The 17,084-nt window shown below is 63.9% G+C and carries 18 protein-coding genes; 2 read left to right on the top strand and 16 right to left on the bottom strand.

The genetic code is table 11. The features are described from left to right. Positions 1 to 1,080 (bottom strand): serine/threonine-protein kinase (locus tag FJV41_RS38140; protein ID WP_246137673.1); only part of this gene is annotated, 1,080 nt, incomplete at its 3' end. Positions 1,081 to 1,319: 239 nt separating this feature from the next. On the opposite strand from FJV41_RS38140, the gene FJV41_RS38135 reads away from it, so the two are divergent. Continuing rightward, positions 1,320 to 1,670: a helix-turn-helix domain-containing protein gene (locus FJV41_RS38135; protein WP_141647533.1), complete on the top strand. Its 351-nt coding sequence runs from the start codon at positions 1,320 to 1,322 to the stop codon at positions 1,668 to 1,670. Here the strand turns inward: FJV41_RS38135 and FJV41_RS38130 are convergent. From FJV41_RS38130 to FJV41_RS38110, 5 genes are all read right to left on the bottom strand, one after another. Then, entirely contained in the window at positions 1,662 to 2,759 is a 1,098-nt protein-coding gene (locus FJV41_RS38130; protein WP_246137672.1) for a serine/threonine-protein kinase, read from the bottom strand. The two genes, FJV41_RS38135 and FJV41_RS38130, sit on opposite strands and share 9 nt — an antisense overlap. A gap of 325 nt (positions 2,760 to 3,084) precedes the next feature. After that, on the bottom strand, positions 3,085 to 3,384 hold the full coding sequence (locus tag FJV41_RS38125; RefSeq protein WP_141647532.1) for a hypothetical protein: 300 nt from the start codon (positions 3,382 to 3,384) through the stop codon (positions 3,085 to 3,087). Further along, positions 3,381 to 3,833: a hypothetical protein gene (locus FJV41_RS38120; RefSeq protein ID WP_141647531.1), complete on the bottom strand. Its 453-nt coding sequence runs from the start codon at positions 3,831 to 3,833 to the stop codon at positions 3,381 to 3,383. The genes FJV41_RS38125 and FJV41_RS38120 overlap by 4 nt, the downstream gene beginning before the upstream one ends. 12 nt (positions 3,834 to 3,845) lie before the next feature. Further along, positions 3,846 to 4,379: a M15 family metallopeptidase gene (locus FJV41_RS38115; RefSeq protein WP_141647530.1), complete on the bottom strand. Its 534-nt coding sequence runs from the start codon at positions 4,377 to 4,379 to the stop codon at positions 3,846 to 3,848. Further along, positions 4,379 to 4,663, bottom strand: a complete 285-nt coding sequence (locus FJV41_RS38110; RefSeq protein WP_141647529.1) for a hypothetical protein — start codon at positions 4,661 to 4,663, stop codon at positions 4,379 to 4,381. Before FJV41_RS38110 ends, FJV41_RS38115 begins: the two co-directional genes overlap by 1 nt. 253 nt (positions 4,664 to 4,916) lie before the next feature. Between FJV41_RS38110 and FJV41_RS38105 the strand changes: the two genes are divergently transcribed. Then, on the top strand, positions 4,917 to 7,100 hold the full coding sequence (locus tag FJV41_RS38105; RefSeq protein ID WP_181791215.1) for a hypothetical protein: 2,184 nt from the start codon (positions 4,917 to 4,919) through the stop codon (positions 7,098 to 7,100). A 55-nt stretch (positions 7,101 to 7,155) separates the two neighbouring features. On the opposite strand, the gene FJV41_RS38100 is transcribed toward FJV41_RS38105, so the two are convergent. From FJV41_RS38100 to FJV41_RS38055, 10 genes are all read right to left on the bottom strand, one after another. Beyond that, entirely contained in the window at positions 7,156 to 10,395 is a 3,240-nt protein-coding gene (locus FJV41_RS38100) for a hypothetical protein (RefSeq protein WP_141647527.1), read from the bottom strand. A gap of 5 nt (positions 10,396 to 10,400) precedes the next feature. Beyond that, positions 10,401 to 11,162, bottom strand: a complete 762-nt coding sequence (locus FJV41_RS38095) for a hypothetical protein (RefSeq protein WP_141647526.1) — start codon at positions 11,160 to 11,162, stop codon at positions 10,401 to 10,403. A gap of 1 nt (position 11,163) precedes the next feature. After that, positions 11,164 to 13,536 carry a phage tail family protein gene (locus tag FJV41_RS38090; RefSeq protein ID WP_141647525.1) on the bottom strand — a complete coding sequence of 791 codons (2,373 nt, stop codon included), beginning with the start codon at positions 13,534 to 13,536 and terminating at the stop codon, positions 11,164 to 11,166. Between the two features lie 221 nt (positions 13,537 to 13,757). Further along, a complete protein-coding gene (locus FJV41_RS38085) occupies positions 13,758 to 14,111 on the bottom strand; it encodes a phage tail protein (protein ID WP_141647524.1) in 354 nt (117 codons plus the stop codon). Between the two features lie 24 nt (positions 14,112 to 14,135). Next, a complete protein-coding gene (locus tag FJV41_RS38080; RefSeq protein ID WP_141647523.1) occupies positions 14,136 to 14,789 on the bottom strand; it encodes a hypothetical protein in 654 nt (217 codons plus the stop codon). Next, positions 14,789 to 15,214: a phage tail tube protein gene (locus FJV41_RS38075; protein WP_141647522.1), complete on the bottom strand. Its 426-nt coding sequence runs from the start codon at positions 15,212 to 15,214 to the stop codon at positions 14,789 to 14,791. Before FJV41_RS38075 ends, FJV41_RS38080 begins: the two co-directional genes overlap by 1 nt. Before the next feature lie 8 nt (positions 15,215 to 15,222). Continuing rightward, positions 15,223 to 15,639 (bottom strand): hypothetical protein, encoded by a 417-nt coding sequence (locus FJV41_RS38070; RefSeq protein WP_141647521.1) that lies wholly within the window; start codon positions 15,637 to 15,639, stop codon positions 15,223 to 15,225. 36 nt (positions 15,640 to 15,675) lie between these two features. Beyond that, on the bottom strand, positions 15,676 to 16,092 hold the full coding sequence (locus FJV41_RS38065) for a phage tail terminator protein (RefSeq protein ID WP_141647520.1): 417 nt from the start codon (positions 16,090 to 16,092) through the stop codon (positions 15,676 to 15,678). Beyond that, positions 16,092 to 16,415: a hypothetical protein gene (locus tag FJV41_RS38060; protein WP_141647519.1), complete on the bottom strand. Its 324-nt coding sequence runs from the start codon at positions 16,413 to 16,415 to the stop codon at positions 16,092 to 16,094. Before FJV41_RS38060 ends, FJV41_RS38065 begins: the two co-directional genes overlap by 1 nt. Further along, positions 16,415 to 17,071 (bottom strand): hypothetical protein, encoded by a 657-nt coding sequence (locus FJV41_RS38055; protein WP_141647518.1) that lies wholly within the window; start codon positions 17,069 to 17,071, stop codon positions 16,415 to 16,417. Before FJV41_RS38055 ends, FJV41_RS38060 begins: the two co-directional genes overlap by 1 nt. Positions 17,072 to 17,084: the final 13 nt, after the last annotated feature.

The raw sequence follows: 17,084 nt of genomic DNA, 5'->3' as shown, positions 1-17,084 counted from the left end.
CCCCACCCGCCCCTGCACGCGCTCCGTGGCTGTGCCTCCATCCGCCAGAGGCAGCGGCTTCTTCTTCTGAGGGCGCTTGCCTCGACGGGGACGCTTCCGCAGTTCGTTGACCCACTCCTCCAAGCCGCCCAGGTCATCGTCCTTGTCCGGGCCACCGTCCGTCGTTGCCGTGTCCTCCCCATACGCGTCGCACAGGGGCACGTCCCACGCGTCGTCCGCACGCTGAAGTGCCGCCTCCAGTTCCACGTAAAGCGCCTGGGCGCTCGGAGTCCGTGTGTCTGGAGTCTTTGCGAGCAGCCGCAGGCACACGTCACTCAGCGCTTCTGGCACGCGCTCGTTCACCTCGCGGGGTGACACAGCCGCGTTCGCGATGACGACATCCGGCAGCGTGAAATGCTCCCCCTCGAAGGGGCGATGTGTGGTGAGCAGGACGTAGAGGACGACTCCCAGTGCCCACAAGTCGTCCGAGGGACCGGGCTCGTAACAGGCGCCCGGAACCTTCACGTTCTGGCGGAAGTACGTCCACGCCTCCGGGGAACGGTAGTCCGGCGTCCCAGGGGGAAGGACGTCCGACGTGATTTCCCGTGCGCCCTCGTAGTCGCCCACGCCGAAGTCCACCAGCTTGGCCACGCCATCCGCGCGCACCATGACGTTGGCTTCCTTGACGTCACGATGAATGACGCCCGCTTCGTGAGAAGCCGCCAGCGCGCGCGCCACGTCCAGCACCATGCGGGCCACCTGCCGGGCGGACGGGTTCTCCTCATTCGCCCACGTGCCCAGCTCGCGCCCTTCTACGAACTCCATCGCGATGACCGCGAACTCCGGCGCCGCCGAAGGCCAATAGCCGAGGCCGCGAATCCCGACGACGTTGGGGTGACTGAGGCGCAGGAGAATGGAGACCTCACGCTCCACCCTGTCCTTCACGCGCGAGAGGTCCAGAAACTTCAGTGCGGCACGCTGGCCGTCCAAAGAAGCCAGGTACACGGCACCGAAGCCGCCACTGCCCAGGCGCCGCTCCACCGTGTAACCCATCACCTGGGCACCGGGCGCGAGGACCGCGAGAACTGGCCCTCCCTTCATGGCGTTCCACTCCCCAACCCCACGGCATCAGCCTCTCGCATCAATACCCTCCCAACAGAGGGACATGTTACCAGACAGCCCCACTCACCAGGGAGTCCGTCCTTTCCATGGGAGCGCCGGTTGAGACGTCCCAGGTCCATAAAGGAATGCCGCTCCTCCAGAGTTCACCTTCGCGGGTCCGTCAGCTACATAGGAGCCTCGCTCCAATCTCGAACTCCTGCCCTCCGGTGGATGCTCCCATGAATGAAGAACTGGCAGTCACCATCGGCGCTGCGGCGCGAGCTGCTCGTCAGAATCTCGGGCTGACTCAAGCCGAGGTGGCCGAGCGCGTGGGATTGGTCCCCATGGTCTACAGCCGGCTGGAGCGAGGAAAGATGTTGCCCAGCGTCCCGTCCCTCTACCGGCTTTGCCGTGAGCTGGGCGTGTCCCCTGAAGTGATGCTCGACCTGGGGGGTGAGAGCAAAGGCAACAAGTCGCGCGCCCGTGAGGAGGCGACGCCCGAACTTCGTCGCTTGCAGCACCTCGCACGAAAGCTGGATGCGGAGAAGCTGGATGCGCTCCTCCACATGGCCACCGTCTTGTCACGATGACGCAGGGGTGACTTTGGCGAGCGCCTTCAGCTCATGCTCGTCCAACCCTTCCGGGTACAAGCCGCTCTCCCCGAACTCGACTTGGTCTCGCGCGCAGCCACCCTCGGCCACGACACGGGCCGCTTCCGCTGCCGCTTCGTGACGCCCGTATCCGGGGTGCCTCTTCGTCAGTGCCGCACGTAGCGCCTCGCCCATGTCCGCCGCCGTGGCGAATCGTTCCCCCGGAGCAACTCGCAGGGCCGTGTGCAGCAACGCACGAATGTCTGGCGCCACTGCACCCACTGCTTGCTCGACATCGTCCGGACCGAACGAGGAGAGCAGCACCCGCATCTGCTCCAGCGGAAGAGAGGGGGTGTACTCCGTACGCAGCGGGGTCACCCCCTGGGGCGCACGGACCGCCACGTCCAGCGCGAAGAGATGCCGGCCGGTGAGCAACTCCGTCAGGAGGACGCCCAGGGAGAAGACATCGGAGCGCGGGGTCAACGGAACTCGCTCCAGGTACTCGGGTGAAGAGTAGGCGACGTCACCCCGGACAAGACTCGCGGGGGACTCTTCCCGGCCAATCACCAGGGAGTACGCCGCTCCGAAGTTGGACAGCTTCACCTCCCCGTGCGGGCCGACGAAGACATTCCTGGGATTGACGTCGCGGTGGATGATGCCGAGCGGCTTGCCACCATCCCCCTTCAACGAGTGCGCATGGTGCAGAGCGTCCGCCAGCTCCGCGCCCACGTATAGGGCAAAAGCTTCCGAAACAGGCTTCCCCCTCACAACGGCAGCACTCACCAGCGTGTCCACCGAGGGGCCGTCCACATACTCCATGACGACGTGCACCCTACGAAGGTGGATCTTCGCGAGATGCACCTGGGCAATGCTGGGGTGGTGAAGAAGGAAGGCGAGCTGAATCTCTTCGGCGAGGCGTTTACGCCCCATGAACGTCGAAGGATTCGGAAGGCGCCTCACCAGACAGAGACCGGGATGCGGCTCATCCATCGCGAAGCGGTGGGCCAGGAGCAACACCTCGCCCGAAGGCATGACGGCCAGCTTGCGGACCGCCTCATACCGGAATGTCCCCACCCTGAAGAGTGGCACAGGGACATTGCTCGTCGGTGGCTGCGATGCGCTGGGGGGCTTGGAAGGGGTGCTGCCGCTATCAGTGGACCTGGGCACGAGTCCTCGGGGGCTAGGGGGCAATGCATTGGTGCAACCCGAGGATTCTTCGCGGACTGAACCTAAAAAGTCTAGTCCACAGTAAACCTTAAACTCCCCTGAAGAGCGAATCGTGCCGCAGTGCAGCCCCTTTGCACCTACGAGCCGTCCTGTGCCCTAGTCGCTACCGGGCGACTGCGGTGAGTGTGCTGTTCCACGGCGTTGCGAGGTCTCAGACCAACCGCGCCGATGCCGCAGTCGCCCGCTCTCAGTTCCCGAGCTTCGCAACGGCGAACCCTGCACCGAGCCCCAGAACCAGCGCCACGACGGCGACCTTGAAGGGCGTATCCCCGGCCTGTTGCCGCAGGGCTTCGTTCTCCGCGCGTAGCCGCTCAATCTCAGCAGCCGTGCGGACACAGCGACTCTCGGACAACCAGCAGCCGCCCTGAACCTCGACGGCTACCGCACCTCCCTCCGGAAAGAGCTGAGCGCGCTCGACGCCGATGACCTCCGAGCCCGACGCAGGAACCGCGACGAGCACCACCAGCACGAGCGCGCCGAGCTTCACTTGTCGCCCCGCCTATCGAGCTGTTCGAGGACGGCAATCGCCGCGGCCTTGCCCGCGACCTGGCCTGCGGCAATCTCGCCCGCCTGCTCGGCACCCTCAATGGCGGGGGCACCGAACAGGAGGCGCTTGACGAGCGTGAAGCCGCCAGCGGCCGTCAAGGCCACCTTCGCGGCGGTCAGCAGCAGGGACAGCGAGAACGGCGCCCCAGCGGCGAGCGCGTTCGCCACGGCACCCGCGAGCGAGACGCCCAGCACGAGCACCGCACCGCCCCGGTCCCTGTTGAAGAAGGGGATGAACCTGCCACCGAACTTCCGCAGCAGGAAGACGAGCAGCACCACCACCAGGGAAGCGACAAGCGCATAGTTCTGGCTCGTCACCGCGTTGAACAGGAGCTGCGCGAACGCGTCGAACTGCTCGGGACTCGGCCCGATAACACCAACGTCAACCATGTTGCCTCCGAGTTAGAAGCCCAGCCGTTCCAGTTCGGCCGAGAGCTTCGGGTTTGCGGCGCGCCACTGCGGCGACTTGCGCTCTTCGTCGAGCCGAGCCCACACAGCCGCGACCGAACTGCTCTCCACCAGCGTCCGAAGGGGCGTGAGCTGAAGCGCGCTCACGTAGGCTGGCCACTGCACATGCGGCGCGTCGCCGAACCTGCCGCCCCAGACGAGTCCCGCCTTCGTCGACTCCTCGCCAAGCACGCGGTACGCCGGCAGGCGCCAGTCGGGCTGAACACCGGGCTTCGCGTCCCCGTCACAGACGAAGTCGAATGCCAGGCCGTAGTTGTGAGCGGACAGCCCAGCCGCAGACGCCTTTCCGCCCTTGCCCGAGAGGAAGAGGCACCGCAGCTCGGCCTGTTCTTCCAGGCTTCGGAAGCCGTAGGTCGCTACGTAGCTCACGCCCCGGGCCTCGCAACGCGCCACGACCTGAAGCGCGACCGCGACAAGCGGCAAGTAGACGCGGTCAAGGTCGACCCGCTTGAAGTTCACCCGGGCCATTAGGAGTTTCCCTCCCCGGACTGGGCCATGCGGAGAAGCTCCAACTCGACGGTCTGCCGGACCTGAGCGGGAAGTCCGACGCTGAACTCGTCACGCCATCGACGAAGGGCGCCCAGCTCCACCGCAAGGACGTTGATGCGCTCGTCCTGACGGGCGACCTTTTCGACCAGGGAGCGGATTTCCCCGACGAGGGACTTCGCGGCCCAGGTGAGGACACCGACCCCTGCCGTTCCGAGCAGGGAGCCGACTACGAGCTGAACGGACTGCGTCTCTTCGGAGGTCACAGCATCACCGGGGCATGGGGTGGCTCCCGGTAAATGAGTGCGACTTCCAAAGGTGGCCCAGCCCCATCACCGCATCGTGGACGCTTCAGATATTCAGCGCGGATCCTGCCCAATGCCGAAAATCAAGGGTGGAGCACGTAGCGTTCTTCAGGCCCCTACATCTTGACCAACATACACTCGCTCTCAAATAGTTAGTCGCCCTGTTCGATTGGCACAGGAGCAGCGCACGACCAAGACCATGAGAGGAAACCGAATGCCACCAGCCCAAACTGCAAGCTACTCAGAGGCCATAATTCAGAACCTAATCCCGTCCTGGAGAGAGAACGACTGGGCTAGCGACGTCCTAAAGCTCCCTGCCGGTTCACTCGACATCTCAGCTACAAAGCTCATCATCGCCGAGACGCGCAAGCACGTCCAAAAGGGGCAATGGGGGCGGACATTCAATTGGACCCTACTAGCAATACACCTCTCACAAAGCTCCATACTTGAAAACGAAGAATTCATTGACACGTTCAAGCCCTCCACCCTACCCCAACGACACCTACCCAGTCTCTCAATCCTCTTTAAGAAATTAAGCACCCTCCTTCAGAACCCACAAACAAACAGCTCAACACTTCCCAAGCTTTCTTCCATCACCAACTACATAGAGGCCATCTTAAAGACCCAGGATGATCAGCACCTCCTACGGAAAATCCTCAGAACATACAATCATTCAGCAGGCTCCATCCTAGCTCTAGTTGAACAACAGTTTTACGGACTTCACGCCCGCGCAAGCTGGTGCCTAACCCCAGTCCTACAGACGAAGCGTGAACACCTGACGCTTGAGGAAAGTGCTTCAGCAGCATCCTTCGCTCTTGATCTACTCAACAAAGACACACCACTCAGCCCAAAACTATTCACCCCGTGCCTCGACCTAGAAGACTCCCCAGAAAGATTCGAAGGCGCCCTATTGCTCGCCCATCGACTCCGCGAACTAAAGGAGATGGAAGCATCTGTATTTCGGCTCAATTATCGATTTTTTCAAGTCAAACCAAACCTCTACTGCTGCGTCGCCACCTCAGACAGAATGGGCATGTCAATCGCCCTCGGCTACATCAAGAATCAATGGATAGCCACAATCAACAACGACCCATCCGATCTCTCTGACGTACCGTCGCTCAACGACACCTTTAAACTATGGTTTGAACGATTCGGCGAAGGAGCAGCATGCATCACGAACGACAGGATTCCTCAAGTCCGTATCCAACTCGCAGCAACACACGTCAGACAGCTAGGAGAATTGCTCCTTTCGAAACGAACCCTATTCAGGGAGGAGATACTTGCCCTACACAACGCCTGCTATGAACTCGACACAACCTTTCCTGAGCTAGAAAAATTCAAAATCACCCCAGATCTATCTCTACTCGACGCATTCCTAATCTCCAGACTCCTTCGTTTCATATGCCTCGCACGACGGGAACGACTTCTCGAACTCAAAGAGAGCAATACGCTCGCCATGTGGAACTCATTCCTGGTAGGCATGAGTCCTGAACAAACAATTGAGCTAATCCGCACGGCCGGATTTCCGCCACAACAGGCAAAATCATACGTCGAGATCTTCACTTGGACCCCTCAGAACACCGACCAGCATGTCGATCTCCAGTATCGACCATTTATCTCCATTCGCAACACACTTGCAATCCCCCTGGCGATCCACCTCAGCTCGAATCTCGTTCGCAACTCACTAATTTCAGAGGGCAAGCGAATCTACTCCGAGGGCACCAACGACCCAATCTCTCAGCTTCTAAAGGAAGCTCTCGCCACAAAAACCCCTCTCACCGCAATGGGAGTAAAGTATCGGCACCAAAAAAAACAGGGAGACGTCGACGTGCTCGCCGTATTTGACAAGACGCTCTACATATTCGAATGCAAGAACAATATCTTGCCGGCCAGCACAGTCGAGCAACAAACAACCTACGGGCGAATTCAAAAGGGCATAAAGCAACTCGACCAATTCCTCGAACTCTGGGCCGACAAGACTTTCCGTAATTTGATGACCCGCCAAACGGGTATCGACCTCTCCCGAATAGCTACAATCAAGACATCCATCGTCATGAGCAATCGCCTCTTCTCGGGTATCGACATTGGCGGTCATCCCGTCCGCCACCATCGCGAACTCGTCAATATAATCGAACACGGCATAACGACCGCGTGGTTGCCCGACGCCCCTCCCAGGGAAGTTAGTTTGTGGTTGGGCAGCCAGTTCAGTCACCACGACCTAGATAACTATCTCTCGAACGACAGCAGACTATACAATCAACTTTGGCGCAGCTTCGAGATTCAAGACAGGCCCCTACCTTTCTCGAATATCGCCGTCATCAAGAGAGATTTCGTCCTCATACAAGACAAGTTCCTTGCCGAGCTGGGCGCCGACCATCCGCATTCCCAATCGAACTAACTTCTCTCCCAGCAACAGGGCTCGTCGCCAGCGTGACAACGTCACCCCACACTTCTTAATCACGCGGCTTTAAATTGTGTGCGAGGAGCCCGTTCACGACATAGGTCTTCGCGAAGCGAACCGTAATCTTCATCACGTCGCCGGCCGCCGTGGGTTCGACCCTTGCCACGCAGCCCGGCGTGAAACCTTCAATCGTCTCGCCTGGGCTCAGCGCGTCCGTGCGGGTCCAGCCCCGCTCCACCGTGCGCCAGCGATGGTCCGGCGTCACGACGAGCACCCGGCCGTCCTCCATGACGAGGTTGCACCGCGCGGCATGGTGGCGGCTGACGTGGGTGACCTCGAACACGCCCCCGTCCTTCCCGTCCTCATGCATCGTGAGCACCCGCATGCCGGGCTTGAGCATCTCGGCGGGCAGCTCCGTACCGTCGCCGAGCAACACGGGCTCCCAAGGCGCGACACACGTCCCGTGCTCATTGCCACCGCCCCCGCTTCCCCCAGAAGGCGTGGACGCAGGGCCCGTCGCACGGCGAACCATGTCCACGTTGTAGGCATTCGGTGGGAAGAACCACCGCTCGGCACTGAACCCGCCCGCGTTGTGCAGCGACACCTTGAGATAGAGCAGCTTGTTGACGAGAGGGTCGTCGCGAAGGCGGTTGAACTTGTCGCCGAACATGAACGTGAATCCCGCGCTCGTCGCGTTGGCTCCGTCACCGTCCCAGGCTCCGTTTTGATACTTGCGGTCAGCGATGGGGACCGTCGTGCTGTAGAGGAAGTTTGGCGGGTGAATGTCCCCAAACGCCCAGTAGAAACCAACCTCCATGAATCGCAACGCGTCGAGGTTGTCGCTCGCCGAATCGGGCTGAATGGTGGCCCGGTAGTGCGCCCATGTGAAGGCAGCAGCTCCACCCGCCGCCCCTGCAATGGCGTACCCTTCGAGGACCTGGATGTTGAGACGGTCGATGTTCGGCACGCCCTCGTTGTTGCCGCGGTAGTAGATGCGGCTCCCCGTGTCCGCGAGGGCCTGAACGGAGCGGAAGAAGCCGTCGCTCAGGTAGTAGCGCCCCACCTGGACGTTGTTCGAAGCGACCTTGAGCGTCGTCCCGACGTTGTCCAGCTTCGCACCTGCCGTGGGAATGCCGTTGCCGTCCTCCGCGTAGTTCGACGTCTTCAGCGTGTTCGCGGCGAGCAGGTCGAAGGTGACCATCTTCCGAAGCGAGACAGCGTCGAAGTAGAGCCGCTTCCCCACGTCGGCAGCTACAACTTCCGCTTCCCAGAAGAGCTGAACCCCCGTGCAACCGGCCGGGCACGTCCCCGTCAGCGGCACGCGACGATAGGCGTTCCCCACGGGCCCCAGCGCCACAGCCGACGACTGCCCCGAGTAGGTTCCGCTAGCGTCCTCCCAAAGCAGATAGAGCGTGCCCATGCCGCTCACCGTGGCGGACGACGCCTTGACGTAGACCTCGGCGAAGAACTGGTCCCCAGGCGAGCACTTGAGCCGACCGCCTGGAGCCGAGGAGCCGTAGCCGCCCGTCCAGCTCAACCCCACCCAACTCCCCGCGCTCGACAGCTCCACCCGCCGCACCCACCGTCCCGAGCGCGCGTTGACCGGGTCCTCGACGAGCTTGTCGCCCTCCGGGAGCCTGCCCACCGCGCGAAGGCCCGCGTCGTTGTACCCGTTGGGGATGAGGTTGTCGGTCGGCGGGTGGAGGAAGTGCTGGTAGCTAACCGCGGCATCCCCCAGCGACGCGCCTTCGAGCTTCTTCGGAGTGACTTCGAACTGAGGGGACGCATTGCCCCGGTTGCCGAACCTGTCCCGAGGAACGACGCGCACGAAGTAGGCCGTTCCCGGCATCAGGTCGGACACTCCAAACGTCGTCATGTCGAAGGTGCCTCGCAACGTCGAGCTGCTCGGCGCGAAGCCGCTCAACGTCGAGACGTGCAGCTCGTAAGAAGCCACAGGAGGGCCACTCAGCGCCGGCATGAGCGACAGGGAGAACCCGTTGACGATGGCCGACACCGTCACGTTGAGCGGGTCGAGCGGCGGTGACGTGTGAGACGGCTCGCTCAACCCCGGGCGCGTGTCCATCTCCAACCACATGGAGACACCAAACGAGGGCTTGCCCCGGGTGGCGACGGTCGTCCGCGCGTCACCTTCCGCAGTGAATGCATGGCGGAACCCAGTGACAGCCAGGTTCTGGTCATCCGAGTAGTGCGCGCCGTTCGCACGGAAGCAGTAAAGGTCGCCCAGCTCCACCGGCAGGAAGAAGTCGACTTCAACCTCCTGGTCCGCGAGCGGCTCTTTCAGGTCGGACAGTGCCGCTTCCGCCATCTTCCGAGCTTCGGCCTCACGGTCGATGTTGCTCGACGCGTCCTCGGCGACTTGCATGAAGCGCACGCCATAGGCGGCCTGACTCGCGGCATCTCCGACGATGACGCTCTTGCGCTTCGGTTGTCCCGTGACATCCAGGTCTCCCGCGTCGGAGTAGACGACCTCAATCCTGTTGCGAATCTCCGTCTTGTTGAGGGTGAGCTTCGCGACGTTGCGGTAATCGCCGGGTCCGAAGGCCCAGGCCAACGTGGGGTTCGTTCTGTTTGGCTCGCTGAACGTCAGCACGAAGGTTCCGCTCGCCTCCCGCCAGCGGTAACGCACCTCCCATCCAATCTGCTGAGCCAGGTCGCGAAGCGCGTCGAGGGCGCTCGCCTTCTTCTGGGCGTACTTCCGAATCTTCCAGCCGGGGGATACGGGCGTATGCAGCACCACACCCATCCCGTTGTCGTCCAGGATGGCCTGCATGACGGTTTCGACCGCGACACCGGCAGTGGAGTCTCCATAGGGGCGCTCGACTTCAATGAAGGCGTCCTGAAGCCGGCCCCCCAAATCGCGCCCACGGAAGACGAGCTGCTCGTCGGCGAAGTCCACCTCGTCGATGTCCCCGTGAAACAGAACGCGCCACTCGCCAGCGCTCGGCGACATGCCCACGGGTGACACCGCCGCTTCGACGATGAACTCGCGCCCAGGCCGGATGAGCTGCCCGTTGCCCGCGTTCAACTTCGAATCAGCTCGCAGTGGGGACAGACTGAACAAGTCGACCTGCCGCTTGAGCGTCACGGTCGCGGCCGAGACGGGCTGGTCAACGTCCTCGTCGACTTCGACGGCGTCGAGAAAGTCGCGCCCTTCAAGGTGGCTCAAGTTCACCCACACACCCGCCCCGTCACGGACCTTCACCCGGACATGGGACGCATGCCCCGCCGGATTCGAGAGAACCGCGAGCCCCTGAGACGACATACCGCGCATGCTGACTAAACCTCCCTCAACGTGAATTCGAGCCGCTCACCGACGACGCGCGCCCCGTTGTGACTGAACTCGACGAACTCGCCGTCCCGCACCTCGCCGAGCACCTTCGTTTCGGTGGCCGTGAAGCCGCCGCTCGCGGTGAGGAACGGAAGCGCGCTCCAAGCTCGGCCGGTGTGCCACGCCACGAGGTGGGGAACCCATGCGTCGGGCACCAGGAACGGCAGCCCCACCACGTCGTCGAAACTCACCGCGTTGGTCGCGCCCGTCACCGCGAGCGACCCCGACGCCACCGACAGGCCCCCGGCATTCTCCGACGGCACTCCCTGCGTCCACCGCCTGCCGTCACTTCGGTTGATGACCTGGAGCCACGCACCCGCCGCGCCGCTGTAGACGTGGTGCAAAGCCGTCCAGTGCGCCCCGAGCTGCATGGCCCACGAGGACGAAGCCCCGACGGACAGATTCATCCCACCGCCGAAGCGCGCGCCTTGGAACAACGCTCCCGCGACGCTCGCCTGATCGAGACCTCGACTGGTGAAGGCGTCACCCTCGAAGGCCACCGTGTGTCCGTCACCCGCAATCAGTCCGCGCAGGGCGAGCACTTCGTCGGGCGGCAAGGGGAGCGTCTTGAACTCCCACTCCTGACGAACCGCGCGCCGTCCGAGACGATAGGCCCCGCTGAAGGCGCGTGAGTCCGTGCCGATGTTCACCTGTCTTCGGCGCCCCTCCGCGACAGGCACCTGGATGCCGTTCAGCACGAGGAAGGCCATCTCAGTACCTCCCATTCAGCCACTCACCGTTGCCGCGGCGTCGGTGGGCTTCGCGCTTCATCTCGATGTAGACTTGGCGCGCGGTCTCCTCCGGGTCCTCGGCCCCCTGGACGACAATCTGCCCCACGCTGACGTTGCCGCCGCTCACTGGCACGACGGGGCTGGGAATGACGGGTGACGTCCCGGAGGTCGATGGCGCTCCCGCAATCGGGGCCTGCGCGTTGAACCGCGCGAGCGCCACCTTGAAGCCCGTCGGGACGTTCGTCAGGGCTTCGGTCGCTTTGTTGGTCGCGGCGGCGTTCTCCCACGCGGCGACACCAGCAGCGGCATTGGCTGCGGCGGTGTCGTAGGTGGTGTCCTTCAGGGTTTCGAGCGCACTGTCGACCGCGTCCATGGGGACTTTCATGCTGTCCAAACCCTCCGCCATTTTCTTGAACGCACCACCCACGAAGGGAATCTTGCCGAGGGCTTTGAACACGCCAGCGATGAACCCAATGATGGCGTTCCACACCGTGCCGATACCCTTCACGACGTAGAGGATGCCCATCGCCACCACGCGGATGACGGCGAAGAGTCCCTTCATGATGGGCCCGGAGAGCAGCGTCAGCGGCTGGAGGAGCGCGACAAGAATCTGACCAAACACGGTGATGATGGGGGCCAATCCCTTGAACAGCGTGCCGAGCACTTCGAAGATGGGCGTAATCGCCTGGACGGGCTTCGAGAACATCTCAAGTACCGGCACGAGCGCATCCAGCAGCGGCGTCACCATGTTGAAGACGGAAGCCAGGAGGGGCAGCACGGGAGCCAGCACCCGCCCGAGAACGTCGGCCACGTACTGGATGAAGTTCGTCACCATCTGGAGCAACGAGCCGAACGTCGTCGACTGGGAGAGCAGCTCCGCGACGACGGCAATCAGCCCGCCCCACACACCACCGGCCGACATGCCCTGCTGGAAGCGGTCGACCAACTCATAGATGCGACCAAATGCCTGACTGAACCTGCTCGTCAGGGCGCGCTTCGCTTCGTCGGCCGCACGGGCGAGCGCGTCCGCGAGTTCCTTCGCTTTGCGCCGGGCGACTTCGGCGATGACCGACGCGGTGTTGCCGACATTCGCGAGGAACTTCTTCGCGTCGAACGTCCCGACCTCCACGTGCCCGACCTCAATCTCGGGCGTCTCCGTGGGCGTGCGCAGCTTGCCCTTCGGCCCGAGCATGTCGTCGAACACACCGCCGAACTTCTCACGGAGAAATGCGGCGGCATCGCCACCCATCAGCTTCACGCCGTCGAAGGCGTAGCTCGCTCCGTAGGACACGCCTTCCCAGACGTTCGACATCCCTTCGCGAAGAGTGCTGACGGTGCCCTCGACGAGCCCCTTCAACCCGCCGAGCACCGCGTTGCCCGTCAAGTCCTTCAGACCGTCCAGGGCATTCGCCACGCCGTCGAGGTTCAGTGCTCGCGCGAGAGGCGCCGCCAGTCGAGCCAGGTTGCGCACCACGAAGGCGAACGTGTCGAGCTGCCCGCGAGCCCACGCCCCCACGAGGGCCGCCAGCCCCGCGAAGACCTCCTGGAAGAACTTCGCGACTCGCCCGGCAACATCCGTCACGGCACGCCACGTGGAAACGAAGGCGTCGCGCATGCCGGTGCTGCTGTCGTGCCATGCCTTATAGAGTGTGCCCGCGAGCATCGCGACGCCAGCCACCGCGAGCGCAACGGCGGCAAGAGGGGCCGTCACCGTGAGGATACGAGCAGCGGCGTTGCGGAAAGCCGCCGTGAAGCTCGCGTCGACCTGCTCGGCCCCCTTCGCGACCTTCTTCAAGTTGCCTTCGACCGCTGGCGTCTCGCTCGTGAGGAACGCGGAGAGCCGCACCAGCGACTTTCCAGCGCCGTCCAGCGCGGGCACTACGAAGGCGAGGAAGCTTTCGGCAAACTGCTTCACCGCGCCCGCCACCTTGCCCACGGCCCCACCCGCGAGCCCTGCCGCCGTCCCCCAGAAGAGGAAGCTCCCCATCGCGGACTTCACGGCGGGGTCCAACCGCTGGAACCAGCCCAAGGCGCGCTCCAGGGCATCCGACAGTCGCTCCAGGTGCGGCAGAACCGCGTTGCCAATCTCCGCGCCTACGTTCTGGAAGACGAGCTTGATTCGGTCCATCCGCTCCGTGACTGACGAATCAAAGGCAGCCGCAGCAGCGAGCGCCCCATACAGGCCCGCGCTCACAATGGCGCCAATCTCCCCAATCTTGTTCCCGAGCTGCTCAATCTTGCCCGCGGCCGAAGCCACGTCGGCGACAATCTTCCGCATCGACTTGGTGAACTCACCGACGGCGGCCGTCACAACGACATAGACGTCACCGACCTTGAGACCACCGCCAGCCATGTTGAATCACCTCCGACGCAAACGTCGAACGGACTGCTGTCCTGATGGAGAAGCGCCTGGGGTGTTTGGCGAGGAAGAGCGGCGCTCCAATTCCTCAGCTTCTTTCCGGGCGTAGGCCACCAGCCCGACGACGTCTTCGTAAGCCATTGCCCGAACCGCGTCGGGAGGCAGTTTCAAAAGAGACGCGACCCCGTAGAGCAGGTTCGCTTCGGGGTCGCTGTCTATTTTCCCCGCATCTTCTCTTCGCTGACGTTGAAGACGTCGGTCAGGTCCGTCGCGAAGTCCTCCAACCATGACTCGTCGAGCAGCTCGTCGACGTCATTGACCGCGAACATGGGCCGGCCCGTCTCCGAGTCGTGAATCACGCAGACCGCGATTCGCGCCAGCATGCGCGCACCGGCACGGTCCCCCGTGGGCTCGTTCTTCTCTGTCATCTCGCCCGCCGCCCGCGCCTGCTCAATCAGACGCAGGCGGTCTCCCATCGTCGGCTTGATGATGTCGACCTTGACGCCATCAATCTCGACGGACTTCACGACGCGACGATTCTTCGCAAGCAGCTTGTGCTTGTTCGACATGCGGCTTTCCTTTCCGGCAGTGAGTCAGGGGGTGCCGTATCCCCAGGCGATGGCGGCGCCGCTCCCCGTGGGGAAGGCGTGGCCGATGAACTTCACGGTGCGCTCGTAGAGGGCTCCGGGCGTCAGCTTGTGCGACAGCTCGGGCACCTTCACCCAGGCGCGGAACACCTCGGAGCCCGTGCCCTTGCTGACCTCGACGAGCAGCGGAGCCCCGTCCTCGAAGCTCACGTCGAGCGCCGTCAGGCCCACCAACTCCCCGGAGAAGTCCCGAAGCGACACCGCGCGCCGCTTGTAGCCGTCTCCCATGACTTGCAGCTCGACGACGTCGTTCGTCACCGACAGGGAGATGGAGCGCACGAGCGCCACCGGCTGGACTGGGAGCGAGGCGCCCGAGACGCGCACGAGCGCGGAAGGGCCGGGGGCAGTGGTGAGGTAGACGAAGCCGAAGAGCGGGTCGACGACAGCCTCGACTGGCACCCATGCACCGGCATCCGCGTCACCGTCCGGGGAGACCTCGACGAACACGGGCGCTCCGGGGTTGAGTCGTCGCAGGTCCGGGTCGGCGATGCGGTACTCCGTGCCTGTGAACTCCTGTGCGGGCACGGCGGCGGCATTGAGGAACTCTTCCGGATCGCCCGCGATGGACAGGGAGCCAGCGTGCGCGGGGATGACCGACATCAGACGGCCACCGGGGCGCCGTTGCCCAAGAGCTTGCAGGAGAACTCGACGACACCGCCCGGTGTCAGCTTTTCGTCGAAGCTGGTGACGACCATGGGGATGCGCTTGCCTTTGGTTCCAACGGCAGCGCTCGGGTCGAAGATGAAAGTCACATAGACAGTGCTCCCAGTGTCTCGCGCGTCGCGCAGAATGGACTGGGGCGCATCGTCCTGCATGAAGTGCCCCGACAGGTCCGCACTCGTGTCCTTGAGCGTCTGGACTCGGGACTTGTAGCCGGAGCCCCCGAGGTAGTTCGTCTCGACGAAGTCGGCCGGTTCGCTCAGCGACGCGTCGGTGAGTCCGTCCACGCGGTCGGCGGGCAGCGCGGCATTCGTGTCCGAGCGCACCGACACGCTATCGATGTGAGCAGCAATAGGGGTGGACACTCGAATACCTACCGGCTCGGGAAGAGCCGCGAGAGGGTTGCAAGAATCTGGGTCGCCACTGCCTTCCGGAACTTCGCGCGCCCCTTGCGAGCGGGCTTGCGCAGGAAGTGAACGGGCTCGGCGAACCGCTGCGCGCCCCAGTGGAAGCCCTCGTGAATCGCGCCCGCCGCTTCGTGCTCATACCCAGCCGTCGCGCTGACGCTCGACTTCTCGCCGTTCACCGCCGGGCCATCGACGAACCCCGACGTGCTCAGCGGTGGCTTGCCATCCGTGTCCCGCTTACCGACGGGGACAAGGGCGCGGCTCGCCTGGAGCACTGTTGATGCATGCTCGCGGGCCAACGGCGCGAGGTCGTCGAGCACGGGTCCTTCGACCTTCCGCAGCTTGTCGAGCAGTCTGAAATCAAGCGCAACCTTGAGTGGCATCTCCCCCTGTAAATGCGTGCGGATTCTGCGAGTGGCTCACCCGCCCGAATCAACAAACGAGGCATTCACGGTGAAGGTCCACCAGTGACGGTCACTGCCATCCGTGCCGATGTAGTTGGGGCTGCCCTCGTCGACTTCCATCAGCACGTAGGGCGCGGCATTCGCGAGGTGAAGCACGTCGAGGGCCGCGAGCGCGAGGGACTGTCCCGCCCGGAAGCTCTCACGGGCCGAGCGCACGCGGACCTGGCAGGTGACAGTCCGGTACGTCTTCCGCCCTCCGAGATAGCCCTGCGGCGGGTCGCCTCCCGTCTGGAGCACGAAGCACGACACGTCCGGCACCGTCGCGTCGTCGTCCTCAAGCGTGGGTCCCAGGAAGAGGTTGGTTCCGACGCGCAGCTCCAGGTTGCCTGCGGCAAGGATGCTCGCGACGTCTGCGGCGGTGTCGCGGGCCATCAGAGCCAGACCTTCCGGTAGCGCACGACGCCCCCACCGTCGACATGCTCGTCAACGGCGGCGGGGCGGCGGGCATGATTGAAGTCGGTGGTGTCCTCGCCCTGGAACCACAGCCTGTGACGCAGCGTGAGCGGCGCGGCGGTGTAGACGACGAAGGACGCGACGAACTCGGCGCCGCTGGAGTCCCGAATCAGTTTGCGACTTGGCTGGATGCGCGCGGCGGCGACCTGGATGGGGCCCAGCAACGGAGTCCCCCACGCGTCGCGCCCGGTGACTTCGGCATAGCGAACGAGCTGCCGGAAGTGCGCCTCGGGGCCGGCCATCAGCTCGCCCTCCACAGGACGTGCGGCGCGACGAGCAGCTCGGCGCGGGGGCTCGCAAGGCGCTGGCCTGCACCCCGCTCCCGGTAGCTCACAGACCAATCTCCGAGGCTCTCGGCGGACACGTCCGCATCTCGCCCCCGGCCCCGGTAGAGCGCGCAGGCTTCGAGGATGGCGGCTTCCTCAATTTCGGCAGGCAGGGTGACAGGGCCCAGGGACGCGTCACCCGCTACCTGTCCCGGCGTCACGAAGCCCCCTGTGTACGTCACCGCCAGCGCCCCGAGGTGGCCCTGACGGCTGTCCACGGTGAGGGTGACAAGCCCGCCCACGTGCGCCGTCTCGGGCCACACGCCAGCAAGGCGGTAGAGGAGCCCCCCGGCCGCGAGGTCCCCGGCAATGGTGTAGGCCGTGGCGTCGAGCAGCTCGCCCCCCTCCCGGACGCTGATGACCTCGACGAGCGGCGGGCGGGCGAGCAGGACGTAGGGGCGTGCGTAGCTCGCGGGGAACTCCGTCACCGTGGCCCGCTCGAAGGCCCGGCCACACAAGGCGGCAATCGCACCGCTCGCGGCACTCACGCAGCGCTCAACGTGTGGGTCGACAAGCACGCCCAGGTCGGCGGCCACGGTGACGGCAAGGCAGAGGTCTGTCGGGCGGGCCATGGAAGGGGCTCAG

Origin of the sequence: Myxococcus llanfairpwllgwyngyllgogerychwyrndrobwllllantysiliogogogochensis (genome assembly GCF_006636215.1) — a bacterium.
GTDB classification, from domain to species: Bacteria; Myxococcota; Myxococcia; order Myxococcales; family Myxococcaceae; genus Myxococcus; species Myxococcus llanfairpwllgwyngyllgogerychwyrndrobwllllantysiliogogogochensis.
The sequence above is the reverse complement of the archived record's forward strand: the minus strand, read 5'-3'. Positions and strand labels throughout refer to the sequence as shown.

Coding starts and splice junctions, on each gene's coding strand:
- FJV41_RS38135 (WP_141647533.1), top strand. CDS start 1,320: ATGAATGAAGAACTGGCAGTCACCATCGGCGCTGCGGCGCGAGCTGCT.
- FJV41_RS38120 (WP_141647531.1), bottom strand. CDS start 3,833: ATGGTTGACGTTGGTGTTATCGGGCCGAGTCCCGAGCAGTTCGACGCG.
- FJV41_RS38115 (WP_141647530.1), bottom strand. CDS start 4,379: ATGGCCCGGGTGAACTTCAAGCGGGTCGACCTTGACCGCGTCTACTTG.
- FJV41_RS38105 (WP_181791215.1), top strand. CDS start 4,917: ATGCCACCAGCCCAAACTGCAAGCTACTCAGAGGCCATAATTCAGAAC.
- FJV41_RS38100 (WP_141647527.1), bottom strand. CDS start 10,395: ATGCGCGGTATGTCGTCTCAGGGGCTCGCGGTTCTCTCGAATCCGGCG.
- FJV41_RS38095 (WP_141647526.1), bottom strand. CDS start 11,162: ATGGCCTTCCTCGTGCTGAACGGCATCCAGGTGCCTGTCGCGGAGGGG.
- FJV41_RS38090 (WP_141647525.1), bottom strand. CDS start 13,536: ATGGCTGGCGGTGGTCTCAAGGTCGGTGACGTCTATGTCGTTGTGACG.
- FJV41_RS38085 (WP_141647524.1), bottom strand. CDS start 14,111: ATGTCGAACAAGCACAAGCTGCTTGCGAAGAATCGTCGCGTCGTGAAG.
- FJV41_RS38080 (WP_141647523.1), bottom strand. CDS start 14,789: ATGTCGGTCATCCCCGCGCACGCTGGCTCCCTGTCCATCGCGGGCGAT.
- FJV41_RS38070 (WP_141647521.1), bottom strand. CDS start 15,639: ATGCCACTCAAGGTTGCGCTTGATTTCAGACTGCTCGACAAGCTGCGG.
- FJV41_RS38065 (WP_141647520.1), bottom strand. CDS start 16,092: ATGGCCCGCGACACCGCCGCAGACGTCGCGAGCATCCTTGCCGCAGGC.
- FJV41_RS38060 (WP_141647519.1), bottom strand. CDS start 16,415: ATGGCCGGCCCCGAGGCGCACTTCCGGCAGCTCGTTCGCTATGCCGAA.
- FJV41_RS38055 (WP_141647518.1), bottom strand. CDS start 17,071: ATGGCCCGCCCGACAGACCTCTGCCTTGCCGTCACCGTGGCCGCCGAC.